Annotated in this window: 24 protein-coding genes and 2 tRNA genes; 5 read left to right on the forward strand and 21 right to left on the reverse strand. The window is 44.9% G+C overall.

Annotated elements, in window-relative coordinates; genetic code table 11:
- Positions 1-20: 20 nt before the first annotated feature.
- Both C8D85_RS03255 and C8D85_RS03260 read right to left on the reverse strand, forming a co-directional pair.
- On the reverse strand, positions 21-1,106 hold the full coding sequence (locus C8D85_RS03255; protein WP_133559918.1) for an AI-2E family transporter: 1,086 nt from the start codon (positions 1,104-1,106) through the stop codon (positions 21-23).
- A 3-nt stretch (positions 1,107-1,109) separates the two neighbouring features.
- The gene (locus tag C8D85_RS03260) at positions 1,110-1,394 is read right to left on the reverse strand and encodes a sulfurtransferase TusA family protein (RefSeq protein WP_273103679.1); all 285 of its coding nucleotides are present in this window, start codon (positions 1,392-1,394) and stop codon (positions 1,110-1,112) included.
- A gap of 183 nt (positions 1,395-1,577) precedes the next feature.
- On the opposite strand from C8D85_RS03260, the gene C8D85_RS03265 reads away from it, so the two are divergent.
- Positions 1,578-2,801 carry a M48 family metallopeptidase gene (locus C8D85_RS03265; protein WP_162847529.1) on the forward strand — a complete coding sequence of 408 codons (1,224 nt, stop codon included), beginning with the start codon at positions 1,578-1,580 and terminating at the stop codon, positions 2,799-2,801.
- A 56-nt stretch (positions 2,802-2,857) separates the two neighbouring features.
- On the opposite strand, the gene nadA is transcribed toward C8D85_RS03265, so the two are convergent.
- The 18 genes from nadA to C8D85_RS03355 form a co-directional block, all read right to left on the reverse strand.
- A complete protein-coding gene (nadA, locus tag C8D85_RS03270; RefSeq protein WP_133559921.1) occupies positions 2,858-3,907 on the reverse strand; it encodes a quinolinate synthase NadA in 1,050 nt (349 codons plus the stop codon).
- Between the two features lie 36 nt (positions 3,908-3,943).
- A tRNA-Lys gene (locus C8D85_RS03275) sits at positions 3,944-4,019 on the reverse strand.
- Positions 4,020-4,042: 23 nt separating this feature from the next.
- A tRNA-Lys gene (locus C8D85_RS03280) sits at positions 4,043-4,118 on the reverse strand.
- A gap of 43 nt (positions 4,119-4,161) precedes the next feature.
- Positions 4,162-4,935: a tol-pal system protein YbgF gene (gene ybgF / locus C8D85_RS03285; RefSeq protein ID WP_133559922.1), complete on the reverse strand. Its 774-nt coding sequence runs from the start codon at positions 4,933-4,935 to the stop codon at positions 4,162-4,164.
- Positions 4,935-5,489 (reverse strand): peptidoglycan-associated lipoprotein Pal, encoded by a 555-nt coding sequence (pal, locus tag C8D85_RS03290; protein ID WP_133559923.1) that lies wholly within the window; start codon positions 5,487-5,489, stop codon positions 4,935-4,937. Before pal ends, ybgF begins: the two co-directional genes overlap by 1 nt.
- Positions 5,490-5,513: 24 nt before the next feature.
- Positions 5,514-6,812, reverse strand: a complete 1,299-nt coding sequence (gene tolB, locus C8D85_RS03295) for a Tol-Pal system beta propeller repeat protein TolB (protein WP_133559924.1) — start codon at positions 6,810-6,812, stop codon at positions 5,514-5,516.
- Positions 6,812-7,798 carry a cell envelope integrity protein TolA gene (tolA, locus tag C8D85_RS03300; RefSeq protein ID WP_133559925.1) on the reverse strand — a complete coding sequence of 329 codons (987 nt, stop codon included), beginning with the start codon at positions 7,796-7,798 and terminating at the stop codon, positions 6,812-6,814. The genes tolB and tolA overlap by 1 nt, the downstream gene beginning before the upstream one ends.
- A gap of 3 nt (positions 7,799-7,801) precedes the next feature.
- Positions 7,802-8,224 (reverse strand): protein TolR, encoded by a 423-nt coding sequence (gene tolR / locus C8D85_RS03305; protein ID WP_133559926.1) that lies wholly within the window; start codon positions 8,222-8,224, stop codon positions 7,802-7,804.
- 2 nt (positions 8,225-8,226) lie between these two features.
- The gene (gene tolQ, locus C8D85_RS03310; RefSeq protein ID WP_133559927.1) at positions 8,227-8,901 is read right to left on the reverse strand and encodes a protein TolQ; all 675 of its coding nucleotides are present in this window, start codon (positions 8,899-8,901) and stop codon (positions 8,227-8,229) included.
- Between the two features lie 14 nt (positions 8,902-8,915).
- Positions 8,916-9,929, reverse strand: a complete 1,014-nt coding sequence (gene ruvB / locus C8D85_RS03315; protein WP_133559928.1) for a Holliday junction branch migration DNA helicase RuvB — start codon at positions 9,927-9,929, stop codon at positions 8,916-8,918.
- A gap of 3 nt (positions 9,930-9,932) precedes the next feature.
- A complete protein-coding gene (gene ruvA, locus C8D85_RS03320) occupies positions 9,933-10,532 on the reverse strand; it encodes a Holliday junction branch migration protein RuvA (protein ID WP_133559929.1) in 600 nt (199 codons plus the stop codon).
- The gene (gene ruvC, locus C8D85_RS03325; protein ID WP_133559930.1) at positions 10,532-11,080 is read right to left on the reverse strand and encodes a crossover junction endodeoxyribonuclease RuvC; all 549 of its coding nucleotides are present in this window, start codon (positions 11,078-11,080) and stop codon (positions 10,532-10,534) included. The genes ruvA and ruvC overlap by 1 nt, the downstream gene beginning before the upstream one ends.
- A 130-nt stretch (positions 11,081-11,210) precedes the next feature.
- Entirely contained in the window at positions 11,211-12,980 is a 1,770-nt protein-coding gene (aspS, locus tag C8D85_RS03330; protein WP_133559931.1) for an aspartate--tRNA ligase, read from the reverse strand.
- 164 nt (positions 12,981-13,144) lie between these two features.
- Positions 13,145-13,630: a GreA/GreB family elongation factor gene (locus C8D85_RS03335; RefSeq protein WP_133559932.1), complete on the reverse strand. Its 486-nt coding sequence runs from the start codon at positions 13,628-13,630 to the stop codon at positions 13,145-13,147.
- Between the two features lie 64 nt (positions 13,631-13,694).
- Positions 13,695-15,308: a sulfate adenylyltransferase subunit CysN gene (gene cysN / locus C8D85_RS03340; protein ID WP_133559933.1), complete on the reverse strand. Its 1,614-nt coding sequence runs from the start codon at positions 15,306-15,308 to the stop codon at positions 13,695-13,697.
- 17 nt (positions 15,309-15,325) lie between these two features.
- Positions 15,326-16,240 carry a sulfate adenylyltransferase subunit CysD gene (gene cysD, locus C8D85_RS03345; RefSeq protein WP_133559934.1) on the reverse strand — a complete coding sequence of 305 codons (915 nt, stop codon included), beginning with the start codon at positions 16,238-16,240 and terminating at the stop codon, positions 15,326-15,328.
- A gap of 156 nt (positions 16,241-16,396) precedes the next feature.
- Positions 16,397-17,755 (reverse strand): prephenate-dependent tRNA uridine(34) hydroxylase TrhP, encoded by a 1,359-nt coding sequence (gene trhP / locus C8D85_RS03350; protein ID WP_133559935.1) that lies wholly within the window; start codon positions 17,753-17,755, stop codon positions 16,397-16,399.
- Positions 17,756-17,893: 138 nt separating this feature from the next.
- On the reverse strand, positions 17,894-18,865 hold the full coding sequence (locus C8D85_RS03355) for a hypothetical protein (protein WP_133559936.1): 972 nt from the start codon (positions 18,863-18,865) through the stop codon (positions 17,894-17,896).
- A gap of 166 nt (positions 18,866-19,031) precedes the next feature.
- On the opposite strand from C8D85_RS03355, the gene C8D85_RS03360 reads away from it, so the two are divergent.
- The 4 genes from C8D85_RS03360 to fusA all read left to right on the forward strand — a co-directional run bounded on the left by C8D85_RS03360 (position 19,032) and on the right by fusA (position 23,898).
- Positions 19,032-19,616 carry a superoxide dismutase gene (locus tag C8D85_RS03360; protein ID WP_133559937.1) on the forward strand — a complete coding sequence of 195 codons (585 nt, stop codon included), beginning with the start codon at positions 19,032-19,034 and terminating at the stop codon, positions 19,614-19,616.
- A gap of 164 nt (positions 19,617-19,780) precedes the next feature.
- The gene (locus C8D85_RS03365) at positions 19,781-20,446 is read left to right on the forward strand and encodes a TIGR04211 family SH3 domain-containing protein (protein ID WP_133559938.1); all 666 of its coding nucleotides are present in this window, start codon (positions 19,781-19,783) and stop codon (positions 20,444-20,446) included.
- Between the two features lie 20 nt (positions 20,447-20,466).
- Complete coding sequence (locus C8D85_RS03370) at positions 20,467-21,648, forward strand: cation:proton antiporter domain-containing protein (RefSeq protein ID WP_133559939.1); 1,182 nt, start codon at positions 20,467-20,469, stop codon at positions 21,646-21,648.
- 159 nt (positions 21,649-21,807) lie between these two features.
- A complete protein-coding gene (gene fusA, locus C8D85_RS03375) occupies positions 21,808-23,898 on the forward strand; it encodes an elongation factor G (RefSeq protein WP_133559940.1) in 2,091 nt (696 codons plus the stop codon).
- A gap of 73 nt (positions 23,899-23,971) precedes the next feature.
- On the opposite strand, the gene C8D85_RS03380 is transcribed toward fusA, so the two are convergent.
- The gene (locus tag C8D85_RS03380) at positions 23,972-25,024 is read right to left on the reverse strand and encodes an aldo/keto reductase (RefSeq protein ID WP_133559941.1); all 1,053 of its coding nucleotides are present in this window, start codon (positions 25,022-25,024) and stop codon (positions 23,972-23,974) included.
- Between the last annotated feature and the right edge of the window lie 35 nt (positions 25,025-25,059).

Consider the following 25,059-nt stretch of genomic DNA (forward strand, 5'->3'; position numbering starts at 1 on the left):
CAAAAACTGGGCTTTTTTAATTAATCCTTGGCGGGCTTCCCAACTAGGAGTTGCTGATCATGAACCCTGGGCCAAGCATTTATAATAGCTTTCACTAATGTTGCCAGCGGTATCGCGAAAAACACGCCCCAAAACCCCCAAATTCCACCGAAAAAGAGCACAGCAATAATGATTGCCAAAGGATGTAAATTTACCGCCTCAGAAAACAGCAGTGGAACCAAAACATTGCCATCAAGAGCCTGCACAACAAGGTAGGCAACAAACACATACCAAAACTCATTTGCAGCACCAAACTGATAAAACGCAACCAATACAACAGGTATCGTTACCGCCGCTGCACCAATGTATGGAATCAGCACAGATAACCCTACTAGCAAAGCTAACAAAGCGGAATAACGCAGATCAAAAAACCAAAAAACAATAAAGGTAACCACACCCACTACAATCATCTCGATCACCTTGCCGCGAATATAATTAGCAATTTGATCATTCATTTCATGGGAGATATCGCGAATCATCTGTCTCTCTTTAGGCAACCAAGATGTCATGTATGACATAATCTGATGCTGATCCTTTAGCAAGAAAAACATCACCAAAGGAACCAGCACTAAGTACAGCATCAAAGAAAACAGTGATGGAATACTGGTTAAAGAGTAAGACAATAACCATTGGCCAACGGTTGCCGCTTCAGCAGCCAGAACATTCACCACTTCATCGACGGCCGCTTGGCTAACATAAGCAGAATGTTCCTGCGCTAACGCTTGAACAAAGCCCTGCAAATCCGAAAACATTCTCGGCAAATCATTAACGAAGCGAACGGCCTGTCGCCAGATAATCGGCACCATCACCCCGATAAAAGCACCACAAACTGTCACAAAGCTCACAAAAACGAGGCTAACGGCTAAATTGTGACTCAAGCCCAGCTTCTTACATCGACCAATAAGCCCTTGCAGCAAAAACGCAAAGACCACCGCAATGAAAACAGGCGCTAGGATTCCTCCCCAGAACGCCACCACCAACAGCGTTGAAATGAGCAGCAGGATAAAGATTACGACTTCTTCGTTACTTAAATAACGAGTCATTAGGTTATCTAGTATGCGAATCATTAATTACAGCTCTCGTTTACATGTCACAAAGAAAAAAGTTCCCTCTAGCTCACCTTGCTGGAGTAAGGGTAACCCCACTAATGAAAGAAAATGCGGTATATCTCGCAGCGAACCCGAGTCAGTGGCATAAACACATATCGTTTCACCTTCGGACATTTTCGCCAACGCAAGCTTCAACTTAAGTAAAGGCATTGGACATCGCTCTTCTTTTGCATCTAGGATTACGTCATACTGCTTTTCATCTAGCATTTTTGATCCCGCTTTTGAACTCAGGCCACTATGAGACATTTTTTTTTACAAATCAGCAAGCTACTTATCTCACTTTGCTTACTTTCACTGTCAATATCCAGCATTGCAGAGCAAAATGAACTCCCTGATTTAGCCCGCTACGAGAATGAGAGAAGTCTCTCCAATCCAAGCTATATACTAGGACAGTATTGGTTCAGAAAGCTAAATGGAAGCTCTGGACTTATGGAGTTTCCACCTGCTTACAACTATCTTAGAGAGGCCATATCGACCCTTGTCCCTCACACGGGCATGAACAACAAAACAATAGATTTTGCTATCTTAAACAGCTCTCAGACAAATGCTTTTGTAATACCAGGCAACCACCTTTTCATCTATTCTGACATCCTCAAACTTATTAATACCGAAAGCTCTTTCATGGGACTCTTGGCCCATGAAATCTCTCACTTGGAATTGCACCATTACCAGCGCTCAGTTGAAAACCAGAAAAACGAGCAAGCCAAAGCACTGCTATTGATGTTAGCAGGCGTTGCTACAGCCGCAGCTGGTGATGGAGAGACCACCTCTGCCTTGTGGCTAGGAGGCATGGCAAACCAAGCGGAGAATATGCTTCAAAACTCGCGCGAACATGAGCAGGAAGCCGACAGGCGAGGCCGTGAATTGCTTGAACAGAGCGGCCAATCTACCATTGGCATGAATGATCTTTTAGCCGGATTACAAAAACAAGCCATGGGAAGCCAGCGTATTGAATTCCTTTCCACCCACCCACTTCCTCAGAGCCGCCTTAGTGACAGCCTTACTGCCCAACAGCAAACGTCTATACTTTATCAACCATCATCAGAAGAGTTTCGCTTTTTTAGGGCAACACTATTAGCTTATCGCGCCACACTGGAGGGTAATGGATATCAGGAGTTCATAGACAGAAACATTCGCTCCAATGACGAGCAACATTTTGCTTTAGCTCTCGCGGAGCTACTAATGCACTACGAGCAGCGTGCTGAAGAAAACATAAGAAAAGTTAACACTTCAAATGAGTTTGTTGATTACTTAAACAGTTTGATCTTGCTAAGCACAAATCAAATATCTCAAGCGCAAGAAGTAATAAACAAACGTTTACTACTTGCCCCCAACAATTTGAGCTTTATCTATTTAGCGGGACAGCTTAGCACCAATGGCCAATACCTAAAAATGGACCAAGACAGCTTAAGCTATGAAAAAAGAATGGCGTTGCGACATAACATCGCTTTGGCTCGGAAGAATAATAATTCATCTTACGCCCTATATAGTCACGCACTTTTGCAATACGAATTAGGCCAAGACAAGCCTGCCTTGCACCTCATAAATCGTGCTTTGAAACAAAGCGATGGCATTCAGAAAGCCGAAATCCAAAAGACCCTAAATAGACTTGAAACAATCCAAGAGTCACAAAAGAGCCAACGATTAGACTAGACACAAAAAAAGCAGCCAAATGGCTGCTTTCTTATGTAAACCAATACGAAGGTACTTTAAGAAGACTTTTTAAAGTCCAGCATACGCTGCAAAGGAATCAGACCTTTAACTCGCACTTGCTCATCAACAAAGATCTCACCCGTACCATCACGCAGAGCATCTCGTAAAAGCTCCAATGAATTCAGAGCCATCCAAGGACAGTGCGCACAACTACGACAAGTAGCACCTGAGCCAGCAGTAGGGGCCTCTACGAAGCGCTTTTCAGGTGAAGCCTGCTTCATCTTGTAAAAAATGCCACGATCAGTCGCCACAATGAAAGTCTGGTTTGACAGCTCTTTACTAGCTTTTAATAGCTGCGAAGTGGATCCGACCACATCAGCGATTTCAACGACCGATTCAGGCGATTCCGGGTGCACTAGCACAGCAGCATCAGGATATATGGCTTTAAGGTCATGAATCCCCTTCGCCTTAAATTCCTCATGCACAATACAAGCCCCATCCCACAACAGAACGTCTGCACCAGTTTGAGACTGAACATAACGCCCCAAATGCTGATCAGGAGCCCAGATTATTTTTTCACCTTGGTCACTTAAGTGCTGAACAACATCTAATGCTATGGCTGAAGTTACCACCCAATCAGCACGCGCTTTAACTGCCGCAGAGGTATTAGCATAAACAACGACTGTTCGATCAGGGTGCTCATCGCAAAACTTAGAAAACTCTTCTTCCGGGCAACCAATATCTAACGAACATGTTGCTTCCAGAGTCGGCATCAATACTGTTTTTTCTGGACTGAGTATTTTAGATGTTTCACCCATAAATTTAACGCCAGCAACGACCAGCGTTTTAGCTGGGTGCTCGGCACCAAATCGAGCCATTTCTAAAGAGTCAGCAATAACACCACCGGTTTCTTCTGCTAGCTCTTGAATTGCATCTTCGGTGTAATAATGCGCTACCAGAACGGCATCTTTTTCTTTCAGAAGCGCCTTGATTTCGTCTCGCAAATCCTGGTTATCAACCACAGGTTTTTTTAGAGATTCTTCTGCTTCAGATAGATACTTCTGAACTGTGTCGCGTAATGCTACTTTGTCAACTAATTCAGACATTTGAAAACCCCTTAGAAATGGGCAATGTTGGAGTGATGGTGGGTCGTACTGGATTCGAACCAGTGACCAATTGATTAAAAGTCAACTGCTCTACCAACTGAGCTAACGACCCATTATCACTAAACAAGGAAGAGTTGGTGGGTCGTACTGGATTCGAACCAGTGACCAATTGATTAAAAGTCAACTGCTCTACCAACTGAGCTAACGACCCAACGGGCGCGTATATTACAGTGGTCACTGGAGAATGCAAGCAATTATTTCATATTATTCAAATAATTAGTCGCAAGGGCCGCAGAGTTTGATTCTGGGTACTGACTAATAACGCGTTGAAAGAACTCTTTAGCAAGGCTCTGATTACCTAATTGATCATTAACAATACCTAGCTTATAAATCGCATCAGGCACTTTGGAATGACCTGCAAAAGAATCCTGCACTGTTTTAAATTGAACCAGCGCCTCACCTTGATTCCCCAACACAAGCGCCAACTCACCCAACCAATAATGAGCATTGCCGGTTAGACTGTTATTAGGATAACTAGTGACATAACTTCTGTAAGCCGACTGCGCTTCTTCAAACTTTTTATTACGAATTAACTCGTAAGCAGAATTGTATGCCGCTCGTGCTTCTGAAGTTGGTTCTTCCAATTTAACTGGGCGAACAGGGGCAGCCGCTAGTGGAGCAACCGTTGCTGTGGGAGCTGCTACTGTTGCAGTTGAATCAGCAGTTTGGACATTTGAGCCAGTCGGGGCAATAACTGGAGCTGCTTGCGCCTGAGTAGCAAGGCCTGACACACGCTTATCAAGATCAATATAACGATCCTTAGACAGCGACTTAAGCTTATTTAGCTCATATTGCTGCTGTTCAACTTGCCCACGCAGCTGCGAAACTTCTTGCTGAAGTGTCTCAAGCTGATATAACAGGTCTGCGGCAACATTAGGGGGAATGCCATTCAACGTATTCGCTGTTGCGATTGGCGCTGACAATGTCAGCGCCAATGCAAGGGAGCTTATCTTAAGACGAGTGCTCATTACTCGTAGCGAACCTCTACGCGACGGTTAAGCTGCCAAGAAGAGTTGTCGTGACCAAATGCCACAGGCACTTCTTCACCGAAGCTTACTGTTTCGATTTGTGCTGCTGGAACACCTTGGATTGTTAGGTAACGCATGATCGCTTTCGCACGACGCTCACCCAACGCCATGTTGTACTCACGAGTACCGCGCTCATCAGCATGACCTTCTAGAACAATACGCGCACTTGGGTTTTCCATTAGGAACTGAGCATGCTTAGCTAGCGCTTCACGAGCTTCAGGACGCACTACAGACTTATCGAAATCAAAGTAGAAAACCGTCGCAACACCAGCAAGCAAGTCTGCACTTGTTTGCGCTGCTGCCTGATCGTCAACGATTACACTGTTTAAAGAACCATCTTCGCCTGCTGCATATGTAGAATCAGTTGAGCTTGTTTCCGCACCTTCTGTTTGCATAGCAGAAGTATCAGAATCAGACGCCGTAGTACTACAGCCAGCCAACCAAGCAGCAGATAAACCAATTACTGCAAACTTACCTAGTTTTGTTACACTCATTATTAGCTCCTTAAAAGTGCTTTTTTAATTAAAATAGGGAGACCAAGCAGGTTCACGCACATCCCCATCAGCTGATGGTAGCCTATATTTAACAAGGCCATCAACAGAAACAACTGAAAGGATTCCCTTTCCTTTATCTGATGTTGCGTACATAACCATACTACCATTTGGCGCAATGCTTGGTGATTCATCCAAGTAGGTTTCTGTCAACACTTGCACACGACCCGTATTCATGTCTTGCAAGGCAACATGGTAGTTTCCATCATTCTTTTGAACCGTTACCAAATAACGACCGTCCGGAGTCAGTCTGGCACGTGTATTTAGCTCACCTTCAAAAGTAACTCGCTCAACATTTTTAGTTCGAACATCTAAACGGTAAATCTGAGGGTTACCGCCTCGATCTGAAGTAAAGATAATACCTTTACCATCCGGTTCCCAGCTCGGCTCAGTGTCAATTGAGTAATGATTTGTCATTCGCTCAAGCTGTCTAGTCGCTATATCTAATGTATAAATCTCTGGGTTATTATCTTTAGACAAAACGAGTGCAAGCTTGCTACCGTCCGGGGACCACGCTGGGGCCCCGTTTAGGCCACGAAACTGAGTTAATTGCTGCTGTTTACCTGTGGCCAACTCTTGAATAAAGATACTTGGACGTCGGTTACGAAACATTACATATGCGATTTTGCGGCCATCACGACTCCACGATGGCGATAAAATCGGCTCCTTGGAGCTAACAATCACCTGAGGGCGATAGCCATCTGCATCAGCAACCTGCAATTTATACGTTGGAGCAGATTTACTACCCTCCGCCGTCACATAAAGAATTCGAGTGCTAAAGGCACCACGAATCCCCGTCAACTGCTCATATACTTTGTCGCTAATAAAATGCGCAGCATCTCTGAAATTACTCGGCTTAACATCTAACGCTTCACGCTTACCAACTCGCGCTTGAGTAAGAACATTTAGTAGTTCGTAGCTCACACGGTAAGTACCATTACCATTATTTGCCACATTGCCAACCAATACATAATCAGCCTTAAGCAAACGCCAATCTCGATAAAAGACATTTTCCGAAGTACTTGGCAGACTCAACATATTGGCACGTGGAATGGTTTCAAAAACACCACTTCGTTGCAGGTCGGCATCAACGATACCTGCTATATCTTCAGGTAAAGGCGAAGCACCAGAATAACCAAATGGCACCACAGCAATTGGCAACAATTGATCCGAACCACTCGTAATTTCAATCACCAGCTGAGCCCTAGCAGGGATCGCAGCAACCAAGCATGCCACCAAAAGGGCAAACACAATGTTTCTTTTCATCAGTTTCTCAAATCTTGTGGGTTAAACAACAAATCAACTTGTCTAAAGTTACGTTCAAATATGTAAGACTCTATGTCAGCCAACTCTTCGATTCGTCCAACTTTGTATACAGCATCCACCGCATATTTATCAAACGTACCATTACCACTCCCTTTCAACACTTGAACATCCGCCACTTCACCATTAGGTAAAAAGTTAATGCGCAAGAGTGTTTTCATACCATTGCGTGCACTGGGTGGGCGAATCCATGCATTGGTAATGCGTTGATTAATCAAGCCACTAATTGACTGAACCATCTGACCAGCCTCCACTTCACGCCTGCGGGCCTCTTCCTCAGCAACCGCTTTTTGTACCGCTTCCTCTGCACGCTTGCGTCGTTCAGCTTCTTGTCGTGCTTGCTCTTCAGCTCTACGCTTTCTTTCTAATTCAGCCGCTTTTTGACGCTCTAATTCCTGCTTCCGCTTGCGCTCAGCCTCTTGACGAGCTTTTTCTTCAGCCGCTTTCTTTTCTTTAGCAATACGCTCCTGACGAGCCTTTTCCTCTGCCGCTTGCTTTTCTTTTGCTATGCGTTGCTGGCGAGCCTTTTCTTCAGCTGCCTTTTGCTTTTCTATCGCCGCCTTACGTTCTGCCTCTGCTTTTTGTCGAGCCTGCTCTTGCTTCTGACGGGTAACTTCAGCTTCCCGCTTCTGTTTTTCTAGAGCTGCCTTTTCAGCTTGGCGCTTGGCTTCCTCTTGGGCTTTTCTTTTTGCCTCTTGCTGCGCCTTTACGGCGGCATCCGCCGCACGCCTCTCTTCTGCTTCACGCTGACCGATAACAGTATCGGATACATCAATGATGGTTGCATTAACGATAGGAGGACGCTTTGGCGGCTCAGGGGCACTCTGAGTAAGCCCAGCTATTATTGCACCGCCTACAAGCACAGCAACGTGTAAACCTACCGCCAGTACCACAGGCAATGAATAGCTGTCTTTATCAGTAAACTTCATTGCTTACTCTGGCTCCGTTACCAAACCAACATTCGGCGCGCCAGCTCCCTGAAGAGCAACCATTAAGCCAACAACCTGACCATACGGAACGTTTTTATCACCACGAACCAGTATTGGAAGTCTTGGGTTCTGAGCAAGAACCTTTTGTACTCTTTCCTTTAAATCATTCAACGAAATCGCACTTTGCTCTCCACCTATGTCAATGTAATAGCTTCCGTCTTTATCAACTGAAGCAATCAGAACATCTGTATCATCATTCTGGATAGGCGCTGCGTTCGCATTTGGTAACTCAACGTCAACACCTTGAGTTAGCATTGGTGCAGTGATCATAAAGATCACTAAAAGCACCAGCATCACATCAATGTAAGGCACAACATTGATCTCAGATACTGGCTTGCGGTGCTTAATACGACGTCTAGAAGGCATGATTAATTCCCTTCACGAACATGCACTTTACGGTACAACACACTACTAAACTCATTGGCAAAATTCTCATAACTGGAAGCCAGCGAATCAGCAGTAGACGAAAAGCGGTTATAGGCCACCACCGCAGGGATCGCTGCAGCCAGACCAATCGCCGTTGCAATAAGTGCTTCAGCAATACCCGGAGCAACAGTTGCTAGCGTGGCTTGCTGCACTTCAGCCAAACCGATAAAAGCGTGCATAATCCCCCAAACTGTTCCAAATAGGCCAACGTAAGGACTAATTGAGCCGACAGTTGCTAAGAAGGGTAGATGCTGATCAAGGCGCTCCTCTTCACGATACAAGGCCACACGCATCGCTCTATCAACACCTTCAATAATTGCATCCGCCTCAACCGTTCCATTTTGACGTAAGCGTGTGAACTCTTTAATCCCAGCAGCAAAGATATTCTCCATGCCTTCAACCTTGCGTCCATCAACTGTTAGTTGGCGATATAAATTACTCAGGTCGATCCCAGACCAAAATTGATCTTCAAAGTTACGTCTCACTTTCTTAGCACGGCCAAGCACTCGCTTCCGCTGGAAGATCACCACCCATGAAAAAACTGATGCAAGTAAAAGCGTTAACATTACCAACTGAACAACAAAGCTGGCATTTAAAATTAAGCCCCAAATGGACATGTGTTTAGATTCCTTTAGTCAAAATCTTTCGGTAGCTGGTAGTCAAAATGTTCGTATGCACGTTTAGTCACTTGTCTTCCGCGTGGCGTACGAATCACAAAACCCTGCTGAATTAAGAACGGTTCGATGACATCTTCAATTGTGTCTTTATCTTCACCCACGGCTGCTGCAATACTGTCAAGCCCCACTGGGCGACCATCAAACTTTTCTATCATAGTCAACAACATACGTCGATCAAGATGATCAAAGCCTTGATTATCTACACTTAACATATCTAAGGCACGTTGAGCAACTATTTGCCCAACAACAGACTCACCACTCACTTGTGCGACATCTCGGACACGACGCAAAAGCCTATTGGCAATCCTAGGTGTTCCTCGCGAACGGCGTGCTACTTCAAAGCAACCAGAGTCATCTAGGTCAATCCCCAACTTCGACGCCGATCGCTTAACGATTGTAGTCAGTGATTGGACATCATAAAACTCTAAACGTTGCACGATTCCGAAACGATCGCGTAAAGGTGATGTAAGCAACCCCGCTCTAGTCGTCGCCCCCACAAGAGTGAAAGGCGGTATTTCAATTTTTATAGACCGAGCTGCAGGCCCCTCGCCGATCATAATGTCGATCTGATAGTCTTCCATCGCCGGATATAGTACTTCTTCAATCGCTGGACTAAGCCGATGAATTTCATCAATAAAGAGAACATCACCCTCTTCAAGATTTGTGAGCAAAGCCGCTAAATCGCCTGCGCGTTCAAGAACTGGGCCTGAAGTGGTTTTAATCTCTGCCCCCATCTCATTTGCGATAATGTTTGCCAGAGTAGTTTTACCAAGACCTGGAGGCCCAAATATCAACGAATGATCAAGTGGCTCCCCTCGCTGTCGCGCAGCTTGTATAAAAATATCCATCTGCTCTTTCACGACAGGTTGCCCAATATATTCAGCCAAACTTTGTGGACGGATTGCCCTATCAACTTGACCTTCACTACCTCTTACCTGAGGCGAAATTATTCGATCATGCTCAATCATAAATTACTTCAACATACTCTTAAGAGCCGCTTTAATTAATGTCTCACTATCAGAACTGTCTTTCGGCAGTTTCGCGATAACACGAGCAGCCTCTTGCGGTTTGTAACCAAGTGCCACCAATGCTGCTTCAGCTTCCTGACGAGGATCTGTTTGAACCTGAGCTACGACTGCACGCTCAGTAAAGAGATCCTGTTTAGCCGCAGTACCAAGTTTATCGCGAAGCTCAACCACTAGCCGCTCAGCAGTTCGTTTACCAACACCCGGTATTTTCACCAGGGAATCCACTTGCGACTCTTGAACCGCTAAAATTAACTCCGATGTTGACATGCTAGACAATACAGAAAGCGCCATTTTCGGACCGATTCCATTCACCTTAATAAGAATCTTAAACAAGGCCCGTTCATCTTTTGTCGCAAACCCAAATAAAGACTGAGAATCCTCCTTGACCTGAAAATGCGTATGAAGCATTACATTTTGACCAACAGGAGGCAGCTCATAGATAGTGCTCATTGAAGCCATCACCTCATAACCCACACCATTCACATCAACCAACAATTCTGGTGGAGATTTCTCTATCAAAGTCCCAACAATTCGCCCAATCATTATTTAACCCTTAAATCTGATAACTGCCAACGTTTTGAAGCGCGCCCTGCTCGCTTACCAACTCCATACTCCAAGCCATCTGAAGTGCGAGTATTTACATGACATAACGCGATGGCCAAAGCATCCGCAGCATCTGCCTGTGGCGTTGACTCAAGCTTTAATAGCAACTGAACCATCGCCTGCACCTGCTCTTTATCCGCGTTACCATTACCCACCACAGACTGCTTAACTCTTCGTGCGGCATATTCATAGACTGGTAAATCGGCCATTGCAGCGGCAACAATCGCAGCACCACGTGCCTGCCCAAGCTTCAAAGCAGAGTTAGCATTTTTCGCCAAGAAAACTTCTTCAATGGCAAATTCGTTAGGTCGAAATTCGTCAATTACATCACTAACACACTCATAAATCCGTTTTAAACGAACTGCCAAGTTTTCATCAGGCAAGCGGATACACCCACTCGTGACGTAATGAGTTTTTCCGTTGATAAAATCCAACACCCCAAACCCTGTTAATCGAGAGCCTGGGTCAATTGCTAAAATCCGAGCCAAAACATATCCTAACAACAAGCCTACAAAACACTGTATATTCCAACAGGCTACGCGACACTTTGCAATCCAAAGCAATAAAAAAGGGCCAACGAAGTGGCCCTTTTTAAATTCATGCTGTGAACTTGATCAATTATTCCGCAACTGGCTTACGCACGCGGATACTTAATTCTTTAAGCTGCTTATCACTTACTTCACCCGGCGCTTGCGTCAGAAGACACGTAGCACTTTGAGTTTTAGGGAAAGCAATAACATCACGAATTGAAGCTGAACCAGTCATTAGCATCACTAGACGATCAAGACCGAACGCTAGACCACCATGTGGTGGCGCACCAAACTTAAGCGCATCTAGCAAGAAGCCAAACTTCTCTTCTTGCTCTTCAGCAGAAATGTTTAGCAACTCAAATACTGTTTGCTGCATATCGGCTTGGTGAATACGAATCGAACCACCACCAAGCTCAGTACCGTTAAGCACCATGTCGTATGCTTGTGAAAGCGCCGTTAGAGGGTTAGCTTTCAGGTCTTCAGGCGAACAAGAAGGTGCTGTGAATGGGTGGTGAATAGCTGTCACACCACCATCTGGCGTTTCTTCGAACATTGGGAAGTCAACAACCCAAAGCGGCGCCCACTCACAAGTGTACAGATCAAGATCCGCACCTAGTTTGCAACGTAACGCACCTAGCGCTTCGTTTACAATGCTTTCTTTGTCTGCACCGAAGAAAATCAAATCGCCGTCTTGCGCTTCAACACGATCTAGCAATGCTTGACGAACTTCTGTTGGCAAGAACTTAACGATTGGAGACTGAAGACCTTCTTCAAGATCAGACTTGTCGTTAACCTTGATGTAAGCAAGACCTTTCGCACCGTAGATACCGACAAATTTAGTGTATTCGTCGATTTGTTTACGAGTCAGTGAGTTACCACCTGGCACTTTAAGCGCAGCAACACGACCTTTTGGATCTGACGCAGGACCAGAGAAGACTTTGAAGTCCACTTCAGTCATAAGATCAGAAACTGTTTCAATCGTAAGCGGGATACGAAGATCAGGCTTATCAGAACCATATTTCTCCATCGCTTCAGAGAAAGGCATACGCGGGAAAGTACCCAAGTCGATGTCTTTAAGCTCTTTGAACAAATTAGAGATCATACCTTCTGTAAGAGACATGATTTCTTCTTGGCCAAGGAAAGATGTTTCTAAGTCGATCTGAGTAAATTCTGGCTGACGGTCAGCACGTAGATCTTCGTCACGGAAACATTTTGCAATTTGGTAGTAGCGATCAAAACCAGACACCATCAACAGCTGCTTGAACAACTGTGGTGACTGAGGTAGAGCAAAGAAGCTACCTTGATGTGTACGACTTGGCACCAAGTAGTCACGTGCACCTTCAGGTGTCGCACGAGTCAAAATTGGCGTTTCAATGTCTAGGAAGCCATTTTCATCTAGGTAACGACGAAGCACCGATGTAACTTTTGAACGGAAACGAAGTTTCTGTTGAATTTCTGGACGACGAAGATCGATAAAACGATTCTTAAGACGAATGTCTTCACCAACAGTTTGGTGATCATCTAACTGGAATGGAGGCGTTGCCGCACGGTTAAGGATCTCAAGTTCATGACCTAAAACTTCAATCTCCCCCGTCACCATGTTTGGGTTAACAGTGCCTTCTGGACGCGCGCGTACAAGCCCCTTGATCTGCACCACGAATTCACTACGGCAGCTGTCTGCCAGCGCAAAACTTTCTGCACGATCTGGATCGAATACAACCTGAGTGATACCTTCACGATCACGTAGATCCAAGAAAATAACACCACCGTGATCTCGACGACGGTGAACCCAGCCGGAGAGAGTGACTTCTTCTGAAATATTTTTTGCTGTTAACTCGCCGCAATAATGGCTGCGCATAATTCCTATCCTATTACTGTCTCGCAAAGTTGCGAACGTACCGTTATTCACCCTGTTTCACACTAAAATTGGCATAGACTGCTCTAAACAAGGAGGTATTAATCATTTAAGGCCCAGCATTATATGCCAAGCGCCTTTTACTCTCTAGGGCGAGATTCAAATTTCTAATCACGTGGTAGAAAAATTTTTACAATTTCTGCCTCTTGATCGACACCACGACTTTTCATCAAAATCTCGTCCCCTTCTTCTCGACCAAGCAAAGACTGCCCTAGGGGTGTTTGTGGTGTTACCAATAAAATCGAGCTTCCCTGACACTCAAACTCAGCGCCACCACAACACTGAGATAAGATAACAATCTTGCTCCAGCCATCTTGACGCTCAACCTTAAACACAGAGCCCAGCGTTATTTCATCGCTGTCCGAAAAAGCGAATTTCTTAAAATATGCTAAATCGGCTTCACACTCAGCCACACGAACCGATTGCCCATGAGCCAAGTAAGAATTCTCTAAACCAAAGGTATCCCACTTTGTTTCTGCAACACTCTCTCTATCCGTTGCCGCAGAACGAGCTTGATTAGCCGCCTCTTTCGCGACTGCCACACGATGCTCAGCATAAGCAACAAGAGCCAAGTAGAGTTGATCTAACATCATTTTCTTCACAAACAAAAAAGCCACTGTTAAAACAGTGGCTTTTTATACACGATTTATCGACTAATTACAGACGAACAGTTGATAAAATTTGCTCTGCAACCTCTTCAAGGTTGCCATCGGTCAGCTCGATATCAGCAATCGCTGCATCCGCCACCACAACTACAACGCCAGTTTGCTTAAGCAATTCCGCTTCAGCAACCGATGCATCCAGCTTAGCAAACGCTACCACACCTCGGCGCAATAAAGAGCGCTCAAGCTGCTGAGCATCTACTGTAGAGCCAGACGCCAATGCAACAACGGCTGGTTTTTGACCTAGACGTGCCGCACGCTCTTCAGCCGTTACAACAGTATCAGCATCCAAGTCACCAACCGTCTCTTCAACCATACCCGCACCAACGGTTACGTTTGAAAGACGATCGATCACAATCAACGCCCCCGTCAGAGGGCTAATCTGGTAACTATCAAATGCTACTGGCGCATCGAAGCTGATAACACAGTCCGCGATAACATTTAACTCAACTTGGTCAACCTCAGTTTGCTCAAGCGTATTCACATCAACACGGTAGTTAATGTGATGCACTTTGCCTGGCACTGTTTGTGTACCAAGCTTGAAGTTATAAAGCTTACCTGGCACCAAAGGCTGCTCAGACATCCACACAATTGAGGCACGAAGGTTCGAGCTAATTTCTGGCTCTTGCCCCGGATGAACAATCATGTCGCCACGACTGATATCGATCTCATCTTCAAGCGTCAAAGTAACTGCCTGACCTTTCTTCGCCACTTCCAAATTGCCATCGTACGTTACGATCTCAGCAACTTTTGATTTTTTACCAGAAGGTAGCGCGATAATTTCATCACCAGGCTTCACCTGACCCGCTGCGATGGTGCCGGCAAAACCACGGAAATCAAGGTTTGGACGGTTAACGTACTGAACAGGGAATCGGAACGCATCGCTCTTAACGTCACGGTTGATCTGAACCTGCTCCAAGATCTCCATCAGGGGACCACCTTGGTACCAAGGCGTTTGCTCAGATGCATTAACAACGTTATCACCTTTCAGCGCAGACATTGGCACAAAGTACACATCTTCTGGCTTACGGTTACCAAGCTGCTCAATGAACTCTAAGTAATCCGCACGGATTTCGTTAAACTTCTCCTCAGAGAAATCCACCAAGTCCATTTTATTAACTGCTACAACAACGTGCTTAATACCAAGTAACGAAGCAATGTAACTATGACGACGCGTTTGCGTTTGTACGCCGTAACGAGCGTCGATCAAGATGATCGCCAGATCACAAGAAGAGGCACCTGTCGCCATGTTACGAGTGTACTGCTCATGCCCAGGTGTATCCGCAATAATAAACTTACGTTTCTCAGTAGAGAAATAACGGTAAGCCACGTCAATGGTGATACCTTGCTCACGCTCTGCTTGCAGACCGTCTACTAGCAGCGCCAAGTCAACTTCTTCGCCTTGCGTGCCAGATTTCTTACTGTCACGCTTTACTGCATCTAGGTGATCTTCATAGATCAACTTAGAATCATGAAGCAAGCGACCGATTAGCGTACTCTTACCGTCATCTACGTTACCGCAGGTTAGAAGGCGAAGCAGGTCTTTTTCTTCATGCTGTTTTAGGTAGCCAAGGATATCTTGACTGATCAATTCTGATTGATGAGACATTCTTACAACTCCTAGCCTTAGAAATAACCTTGTTTCTTCTTCTCTTCCATCGAACCCGCTGAATCGTGGTCGATGACACGGCCTTGACGCTCTGAACTCTTAGTTAAAAGCATCTCTTGAATGATTTCAGGTAACGTGTCTGCTTCAGACTCTACTGCACCCGTTAATGGGTAACAGCCAAGTGTACGGAAACGCACTGATTTCATTTCTGGCACTTCGCCTTCTTTTAATGGCATACGCTCATCGTCAACCATGATTTGAACGCCATCGCGCTCAACCACTGGACGTTTCGCTGCGAAGTAAAGAGGAACAATTGGAATGCTCTCTAGGTAGATGTATTGCCAGATATCCAGTTCCGTCCAGTTAGACAGAGGGAATACACGAATACTTTCGCCTTTATTCACTTTACCGTTGTAAATGTTCCACAACTCAGGACGTTGGTTTTTAGGATCCCAACGGTGTTGCTTATCACGGAAAGAATAAACACGCTCTTTCGCACGAGATTTCTCTTCATCACGACGCGCACCACCGAAGGCTGCATCGAAACCGTACTTATCAAGCGCTTGTTTCAAGCCTTGAGTTTTCATAACGTCAGTGTGTACTGCACTACCGTGTGTAAATGGCCCAATACCTTGAGCAACACCTTCAGGGTTTTGATGCACTAGAAGATCAAGACCAAGATTAGCAACAAGTTCATCACGGAACTTAATCATCTCTTTGAACTTCCAGCCAGTATCAACGTGCAATAGCGGGAAAGGCGGCTTGCCTGGGTAAAACGCTTTCATCGCAAGGTGCAGCATAACCGCTGAATCTTTACCAATGGAATAAAGCATCACTGGGTTATCGAACTCTGCTGCCACTTCACGAATGATGTGGATACTCTCAGCTTCAAGCTGTTTAAGGTGAGTCAGTCTTGCCTCTGTAACTGTCATATAATCTCATCCAAATATTAAAAGGCTTCTGCATTTTGCTAACTATAACATGCCAGAAAGTTATAAAAACCAACCCAACTAGATTTTCATAGCATATAGATATTAAAAAAGGCTCATAGCGAGCCTTTTAGTTACCAAAGATCCACAAAACACTATTTACATAGCGTTTGGCAGATTTCGCATCACCAACCCAAGCTCTAGTTGCTCAGGCTGATATGCCATCGGAATACGCACTTTATGACCAGATCCTGGCGCTACAGCCATAGTCTCTCCCTTAAGATTCTCCATCGCTTCAATATTGCACACCATAGAACCTTTCGGAGTAATCAGCTCTATTGAATCACCAACTTTGAAACGATTTTTCACATCAATCGTTAACCAGCCATTATTCCAGTCCAGCATTTCGCCAACAAACTGCTGGCGGTCTGAAATTGAGTTACCATATTGATAGTTCTGATATTGGTCATGCACGTGACGACGATAGAAGCCTTCTGTATAACCTCGGTTTGCAAGCCCTTCTAATTTATCCATCAAAGACATATCGAATGGCTGGCCATGAACCGCATCATCGATTGCTTTACGGTACAACTGTGCGGTACGTGCTGCGTAAAAGTGTGATTTTGTACGCCCTTCAATTTTAAGCGAGTGAACACCAAGCTCGATTAGCTTTTCAACGTGCTGAATTGCACGTAAATCACGGCTATTCATAATGTAGGTACCGTGTTCATCTTCAAAAGCAGGCATAAATTCGCCCTCACGCCCTTGTTCACGAAGCAGCACCACATCATCGAACGGTTTACCTTCACCTAAAGTAGGTGCGGTATACTCAGAAGGATCAAAACTTTGCACTCCTTTAAGGTGACTACCATCTGCTGGCACGATATCACCATTTTCATCCTGCACAGCAGATTTCACATCATACTGCCATCGGCAAGAGTTGGTACAAGTACCTTGGTTTGGATCTCGGCGATTAAAGTAGCCCGATAGCAAACAACGACCAGAGTAAGCGATGCAAAGAGAGCCATGCACAAACGTCTCGATCTCCATCTCTGGAACCATTTGACGAATCTCGCCTACTTCATCAAGCGAAAGCTCACGAGAAAGGATAACGCGCTCCAATCCGAAATTATGCCAGAACTTGACCGTCGCCCAATTCACCGCGTTCGCTTGAACGGATAAATGGATCGGCATATCGGGCCATTTCTCTTTAATCAGCATCATTAGGCCAGGATCAGACATAATCAATGCGTCGGGACCCATTTCAACAACAGGCTCCATATCCTTGATAAACGTTTTAATTTTGGCATTGTGTGGCGCTATATTTGTCGCTACATAGAGCTTTTTACCCAAGCTATGGGCCTCTTCAATACCTTGAGCAAGGTTTGCCATGGTGAAGTCATTGTTTCGTACGCGCAGACTGTAACGAGGCTGGCCTGCGTAAACTGCATCCGCACCATAAGCATAAGCGTAACGCATGTTTTTAAGGGTACCAGCAGGAGAGAGCAATTCGGTCATAATAAATCTTTATAGAAGGAGTTACGATGGCGCGAATTCTAGCGAATTGATAACGCTTTTCCTTAAGCAAAAAACAAGAAAGGCTGAACAAGTCAGCCTTTCTTTGATCTACATCAACAACATTAATTAATGACTAAATTAACCACCATTGGCAATACTTAACTCCAACGACATCTGACGCACCTGCGCTTTAAGGTTATTTATTTCACGCAATACTTGTGGACGGAACTCATCTATAGAGCGAATCGCCTCCTCCGTATTCGACAAACGAGACGTTAGATCATTTGGTATGGCAGGTGCTGCAGGAGCATCTGATAAAGTCGCAATGGTTTTGCTTTGACTATTTATACTTTTCTCAAGGGCTGCCAAGGAACGCTTAAGCGTTGCAAGCTGGGATTCCAAATTCGACACTTGCCCAGTAACAGACTTGGTCACAGTCTTTTGTTCATCAACCTGAGTCGAAAGCGCTGCCTGCGCTTGCTGAACAGATTGCGCTTGATCAGCAATACCTTTCTCCATCTCCGCCAATGTCTTCAACATTCTATTGTAGCCATTCTCGACTTCATTAAAGGTATCAGCCTGAATGGCAATTCGTTTACCTTGAGTAGAAACCACTTCACGCAGCTCAGCCAACTTACCTTCAAGCAGCTCGATTTTCTGGTCATTATCAGAAATAGCTTTGCGGTTGCGATCATAAGACACTCCCCATAGCTTACGTATTTCGCTATCGTGGTTTGCTAGCGTCTCCTCAATCGTTTCTCCTTGTTTGGTATTAGATACATCAGCTGCAACTAATTGACTATCAAGGTCTTGAATTTGACTGCGAGCGCCAAGCAATTCTGAGCGCAACTTTTGGTTTTCAAGCCACAACCAATAACCGCCACCCGCAATGGCAGCAATAATCAACAGCATTAAAAAGTAGACAAACGCTAAACTCGTTTTCTTAGCTGGGACTTGAGAAGAACCACCATGAACTGAGGCAGGCCTTGCTGGAGGTGGGTTTAGGCGCTGTCGGCCTGCTTTCGGGGTAGAAGCAGCTCCGCTGCGACCACTTAACTCGTCTTGATCTAAAGTTAAGCTAGGAATTTCGACATCATCATCTTTGCGCATAACAGTGTTCGGCCATCAATCATTGTAGAACTATGAAAAACTTTGGGAATAAATAACCACACAAACAGAATGAATATAATATTCAAATGTTCGATGCTACTATATAAGCACCATTAACTGCTTGATCACAAGCACTTTTCAGTACTATAAAGCAAGGAGAAAAGAAATGGCTTTTGAACTACCAGCACTACCATATGCGAAAGATGCACTTGAGCCTCATATGTCAGTTGAGACTCTTGAGTTTCACTACGGTAAACACCACAACACTTACGTTACAAAGTTAAACGGTCTTGTTCCTGGTTCTGAGTACGAAGGCAAATCTCTTGAAGAGATCATTACATCTGCTCCAGCTGGCGGCGTTTTCAACAATGCAGCACAAATCTGGAACCACACTTTCTTCTGGAATAGCCTAAGCCCTAATGGCGGCGGCGAGCCTACTGGCGCACTTGCTGATGCAATCAATGCCAAATGGGGTTCTTTCGCAGCATTCCAAGAAGCGTTCAACGACAAAGCAGTCAATAACTTTGGCTCAAGCTGGACTTGGCTAGTAAAAAATGCTGACGGTTCTCTAGAAATCGTTAACACTAGCAATGCAGGCACTCCAATGACTTCAGGTCAAACAGCATTGATCACAGTTGACCTTTGGGAACACGCTTACTACATCGATTACCGCAACGTTCGTCCAGACTACCTAAAAGGGTTCTGGGCTCTTGCTAACTGGGAATTTGCAGCAGCAAACTTCGCAGCATAATAAAGCTTAAAGCCAGTCAAAAAAGCGCAACACATGTTGCGCTTTTTTTGTTTTACAAGTTGCTGACACATTACCTATATAAAGTCGGCTCTATAGCGGTTGCGATTACTTATCAGTAGCGCTATTGTCTGCATACAAGTAATTGATTGTAAAAGGGTCTTCAAGTGCTAAAACAAATACTGTTCGGATTAACAGCTTCCTTTAGCGTTATCACTTCCACTTACGCGGAAACCGTTTATGTTTCTGACATCCAATTTGTAGCCATCCGCGAAGGGCTAAGCAACGATACACGTGCAACAGAACGCGGTATAAAGAGTGGCACCCCTCTTACAGTGTTAGATCGACGCAATGACTATGTAAAAGTTCGCACACCAGATGGCAATGAAGGATGGCTGCCAAACTACTTCATCAGTGAAGATCGCGTGAGTCGTGACGAATTGGTTTATCTTCAAAACCAACTTACCCAAGCCAAAGAGTCACGCATTGCAGCAGAAGACACATTGCAACAAACCAAGAACACCAATAATGAACTGATTAACTCAGTTGAAAGCCTCACTGCACAGAAACAAGCTCTCGAGAAACAATTGAGCGATGTGTCTGAACTAGCCCAACAAGCAAAACAGATTGTCTCTGCCAATCAAGAGTCAGACTATAAAATTGAGTCACTGCAACAACAAGTAGACACCCTAGTAGCACAGAACAATGAACTTAGTTCATCAATGGAACAACGTTGGTTTATGATCGGTGCCGGTACTTTACTATTGGGCGGCGTTTTTGGATTGCTATTTCCAATGACACGTAAAAAGAAGGTATCATCTAGCTCTTGGTAAATTAATCAAAAGGGCAGCACATGGATGTAAGCATAGTACACTCCTTCTTCTTAATATTTGCTGGGGCAGCGGTTGTTGCCTCGATCGCCCTTTATACAAAACAGCCCCTAATCCTTGCATACATTGCACTGGGGGTTGCTTTAGGCCCCTCATCATTAAAGCTTGTCGATCAGCCTGAACTACTTGAAGGCATGTCCCACATTGGGATCATTTTCTTACTGTTCTTGCTGGGCCTCGACATGAAGCCAAGTCACCTTTTCAATATGTTGAAGAAAGCCTCTTGGGTAGCCGTGGCATCCTCCCTTGCTTTCGCAGCAGTAGGCTACTTAACCGCTAAAGCTTTCCAATACACTGAAATCGAGTCCATCATCGTTGGTCTAGCAATGATGTTTTCGAGCACCATCGTTTGTATCAAACTACTGCCGACAACCGTTTTACACCACAAACATACGGGTGAATTAGTGGTTGGCTTACTGTTACTCCAAGACATTATCGCCATAGCTGTTTTACTCGGTCTTGTGGCTATCGGTGGGTCAGAACAAAATCCAGAACAGTCGGCTTACCTACATTATTTACTGCCTGTTATTGGACTTCCTACGCTCATTATTGGTGCGTTTGCGATGGTGAAATATTTATTATTACCTCTGATAACCAAGTTTGATCGTTTTCATGAATATATATTTCTTTTATCCATTGGCTGGTGCCTTTCACTTGCGACCACAGCGGAAGTCCTAGGCTTATCCGCTGAAATGGGAGCATTCGTTGCAGGCGTCGCGCTAGCCACCTCCCCTATTTCACAGTACATTGCTACGCACTTGAAGCCACTTAGAGACTTCTTTCTCATCCTGTTTTTCTTTTCGATTGGCGCGAGCTTTAACTTAGACTTACTAGGGCTGGTGATCTGGCCTGCTTTGGTTCTTGCAATCTTATCCATGCTCATCAAGCCAACCGTCTTCAGGTTCTTACTCAAAGGCCTGAGAGAAGACCGCTCAACCAGCTGGGAGGTTGGCTTTAGACTTGGCCAAGTCAGCGAGTTCTCACTTTTGATTGCATATTTAGCCGCTTCTTTAGGGCTAATTGGTGAAGAAGCCAGCCATGTTATCCAAGCGACTGCCATTTTGACTTTTGCTTTATCGACTTACGTCGTCATTCTGTACTACCCGAACCCAATTGCAATATCAGATCGATTAAGGCGCGATTAGACCAAAATAATCAAATAAATATCAGGACCATCAAGCGCGCCCCTTTTATTGCGCTAGCAAAGTAATATAGAATACGCGCGAATACCTGACTACTTCGCTGAGAAAGTCTTGTATACTAACCATGCGAAAAATTCATCCTACACTTATTAGAGTAATGTAATGGCTGACTTATCACTTTACAGAAACATCGGTATCTTTGCCCACGTAGACGCGGGTAAAACTACCACTACAGAACGTATTCTTAAGCTTACCGGTAAAATCCACAAGACTGGTGAAGTACACGACGGTGAATCTACAACAGACTTCATGGAACAAGAAGCAGAGCGCGGTATTACAATCCAGTCTGCTGCTGTTACTTGTGAGTGGAAAGGTCACCGCCTAAACGTTATCGATACTCCTGGACACGTTGACTTCACAGTTGAAGTATACCGTTCTTTGAAAGTATTGGATGGCGGTATCGGTGTATTCTGTGGTTCTGGTGGTGTAGAGCCACAATCAGAAACTAACTGGCGCTACGCTAACGAGTCAGAAGTTGCTCGTGTTATCTTCGTTAACAAACTTGACCGTCTAGGCGCTAACTTCTACCGCGTTGTTGACCAAGTTAAAAACGTACTTGCTGCAAACCCACTTGTTATGACTCTTCCAATCGGTGAAGAAGATGATTTCGTTGGTGTTGTAGACGTTCTTTCTAAGAAAGCATTCATTTGGGACGACACTGGTCTTCCTGAAAACTACGAAATCACTGATGTCCCAGCGGACATGGCTGATAAAGTAGAAGAATACCACGAAGCGCTAATCGAAACTGCTCTAGAGCAAGACGAAGACCTATTGATGGAATACCTTGAAGAAGGTACTGTTCCAGCAATCGAAGAAATCAAGCGTTGTATCCGTAAAGGTACTCGTGACCTAGCGTTCTTCCCAACTTACTGTGGTTCTGCATTCAAGAACAAAGGTGTTCAACTAGTACTTGACGCTGTTGTTGACTACCTACCAAACCCAACAGAAGTTGATCCACAAGATCTTACTGATCCAGAAACTGGTGAGCCAACTGGTCAAGTTGCAACCGTATCTGCTGATGAGCCACTACGTGCGCTTGCATTCAAGATCATGGACGACCGTTTCGGTGCCCTAACATTCATCCGTATCTACTCTGGTCGCATGAAGAAAGGTGACACTGTACTTAACTCTGCAACAGGTAAAACTGAGCGTATCGGCCGTATGGTTGAGATGCAAGCAGACGACCGTACTGAAATCACTGAAGCGCAAGCTGGTGATATCCTAGCGGTTATCGGTATGAAGAACGTTCAAACTGGTCACACTCTATGTGATCCTAAGCACGAATGTACTCTTGAAGCGATGATCTTCCCTGAGCCAGTAATCTCTATCGCTGTTCAGCCTAAAGACAAAGGTGGCAACGAGAAAATGGGTATCGCAATCGGTAAAATGGTTGCAGAAGATCCATCTTTCCAAGTTGAGACTGACGAAGAATCAGGTGAAACTATCCTTAAAGGTATGGGTGAGCTTCACCTAGACATTAAGGTAGACATCCTTAAGCGTACTTACGGTGTAGACCTAATCGTTGGTCAGCCACAAGTAGCTTACCGTGAGACAATCACTCGTGAAGTAGAAGATAGCTACACTCACAAGAAACAGTCTGGTGGTTCTGGTCAGTTCGGTAAGATCGATTACCGCATTAAACCAGGTGAGCAAAACTCTGGCTTCACGTTCTCTTCAACAGTTGTTGGTGGTAACGTACCTAAAGAATTCTGGCCTGCAGTTGAGAAAGGCTTCAAGTCTATGATGCAAGAAGGTGTCCTAGCGGGCTACCCTGTTCTTGACGTAGAAGTTGAACTTTTCGACGGTAGCTACCACGCAGTTGACTCATCTGCAATTGCCTTCGAAATCGCTGCGAAAGGCGCGTTCCGTCAGTCTATTCCAAAAGCTGGCGCACAACTTCTTGAGCCAATCATGAAAGTTGACGTGTTCACTCCAGAAGATCACGTTGGTGACGTAATCGGTGACTTGAACCGTCGTCGCGGCATGATCAAAGACCAAGAAGCTGGCGCTACTGGCGTGCGCATCAAAGCTGACGTTCCTCTATCTGAAATGTTCGGCTACATCGGTCACCTACGTACAATGACATCTGGTCGTGGTCAGTTCTCTATGGAGTTCTCTCACTACAACCCATGTCCTGCAAACGTAGCAGAAGCTGTTATCGAAGCTGCTAAAGCTAAGAAAGAAGATAAGTAATTCACTCTTTCTGATCGTACAAAAAACCCGGCAATTGCCGGGTTTTTTTATGTCTTTTGAAAATGATAGGATATTAATAAGGCATTGGGTATTTTTTAAATACGCTTCCAATTTGTGCAATTAACTCATCATCCAGCGCCACATCAAACGCCTTCAAGTCCTCTTCTAACTGAGACATCTTAGTCGCCCCAATAATTGTAGAAGTGACACCGTCTACTTGATCCACCCAAGCTAAAGCCAGTTGCGATGCCGTCAAACCATTGGCTTCAGCAAGCTCTTTGTAGGCTTTAATAGCTTCATTAGAGGCTTCTGTATCACGGAACAAGCCATTACGCTGCGCAAAGCTCCAGCGACTGCCTTCTGGTCGAGCACCATCAATGTATTTCCCAGATAAGGCACCTGCTGCAAGAGGAGACCATGGCAAATAAGCCACATCTTCTCGAACACAATTCTCGATTAAGAATGGCCAATCTTTCGCATGAAGCAAGCTAAATTCATTCTGTATAGACGCTACTCGAGGTAAATCGTGCTTTTCAGCTAAACGAAGATACTCATTAATCCCCCAAGGGGTTTCGTTCGATAGACCAAAATGGCGAATCTTGCCAGATTTAACGCACTCACCTAGTGCCTGAAGGATTTCCAGCATCTCTGCTGAGTGTTGCGCCGTAGCGACACCCGAAAAGTCCAACATACCCGGCCAGTGTTTGGCGAAATGAGGAGAAGTACGGTTAGGCCAGTGAATCTGGTAAAGGTCGATATAATCCGTTTTAAGACGATCAAGTGACTGATCAATGGAAGCAATGATCGCCTCTCCAGTGACGTCACCACCACCTCGGACCCAACTTAAACCATTACCAGCAATCTTAGTCGCTAGCACCATCTCTTCTCTTCGAGAAGCATGACGAGACAACCAATTACCAATAATAGATTCTGTTTTACCGTAAGTTTCAGGCGTTGGCGGTACCGCATACATTTCTGCAGTGTCAAAAAAGTTAATACCCTGATCCAATGCAAAAGCAATCTGCTCATCTGCATCAGCTTGAGTATTTTGCTTCCCCCAGGTCATCGTACCAAGACACACACGGGACACATCGATCCCGGTTCGCCCTAACTGACTGTATTTCATGAAGATATATTCCTTCTGTTGTTATCTTTAACCGT

Origin of the sequence: Marinomonas communis (assembly GCF_004363305.1) — a bacterium.
GTDB lineage: Bacteria > Pseudomonadota > Gammaproteobacteria > Pseudomonadales > Marinomonadaceae > Marinomonas > Marinomonas communis.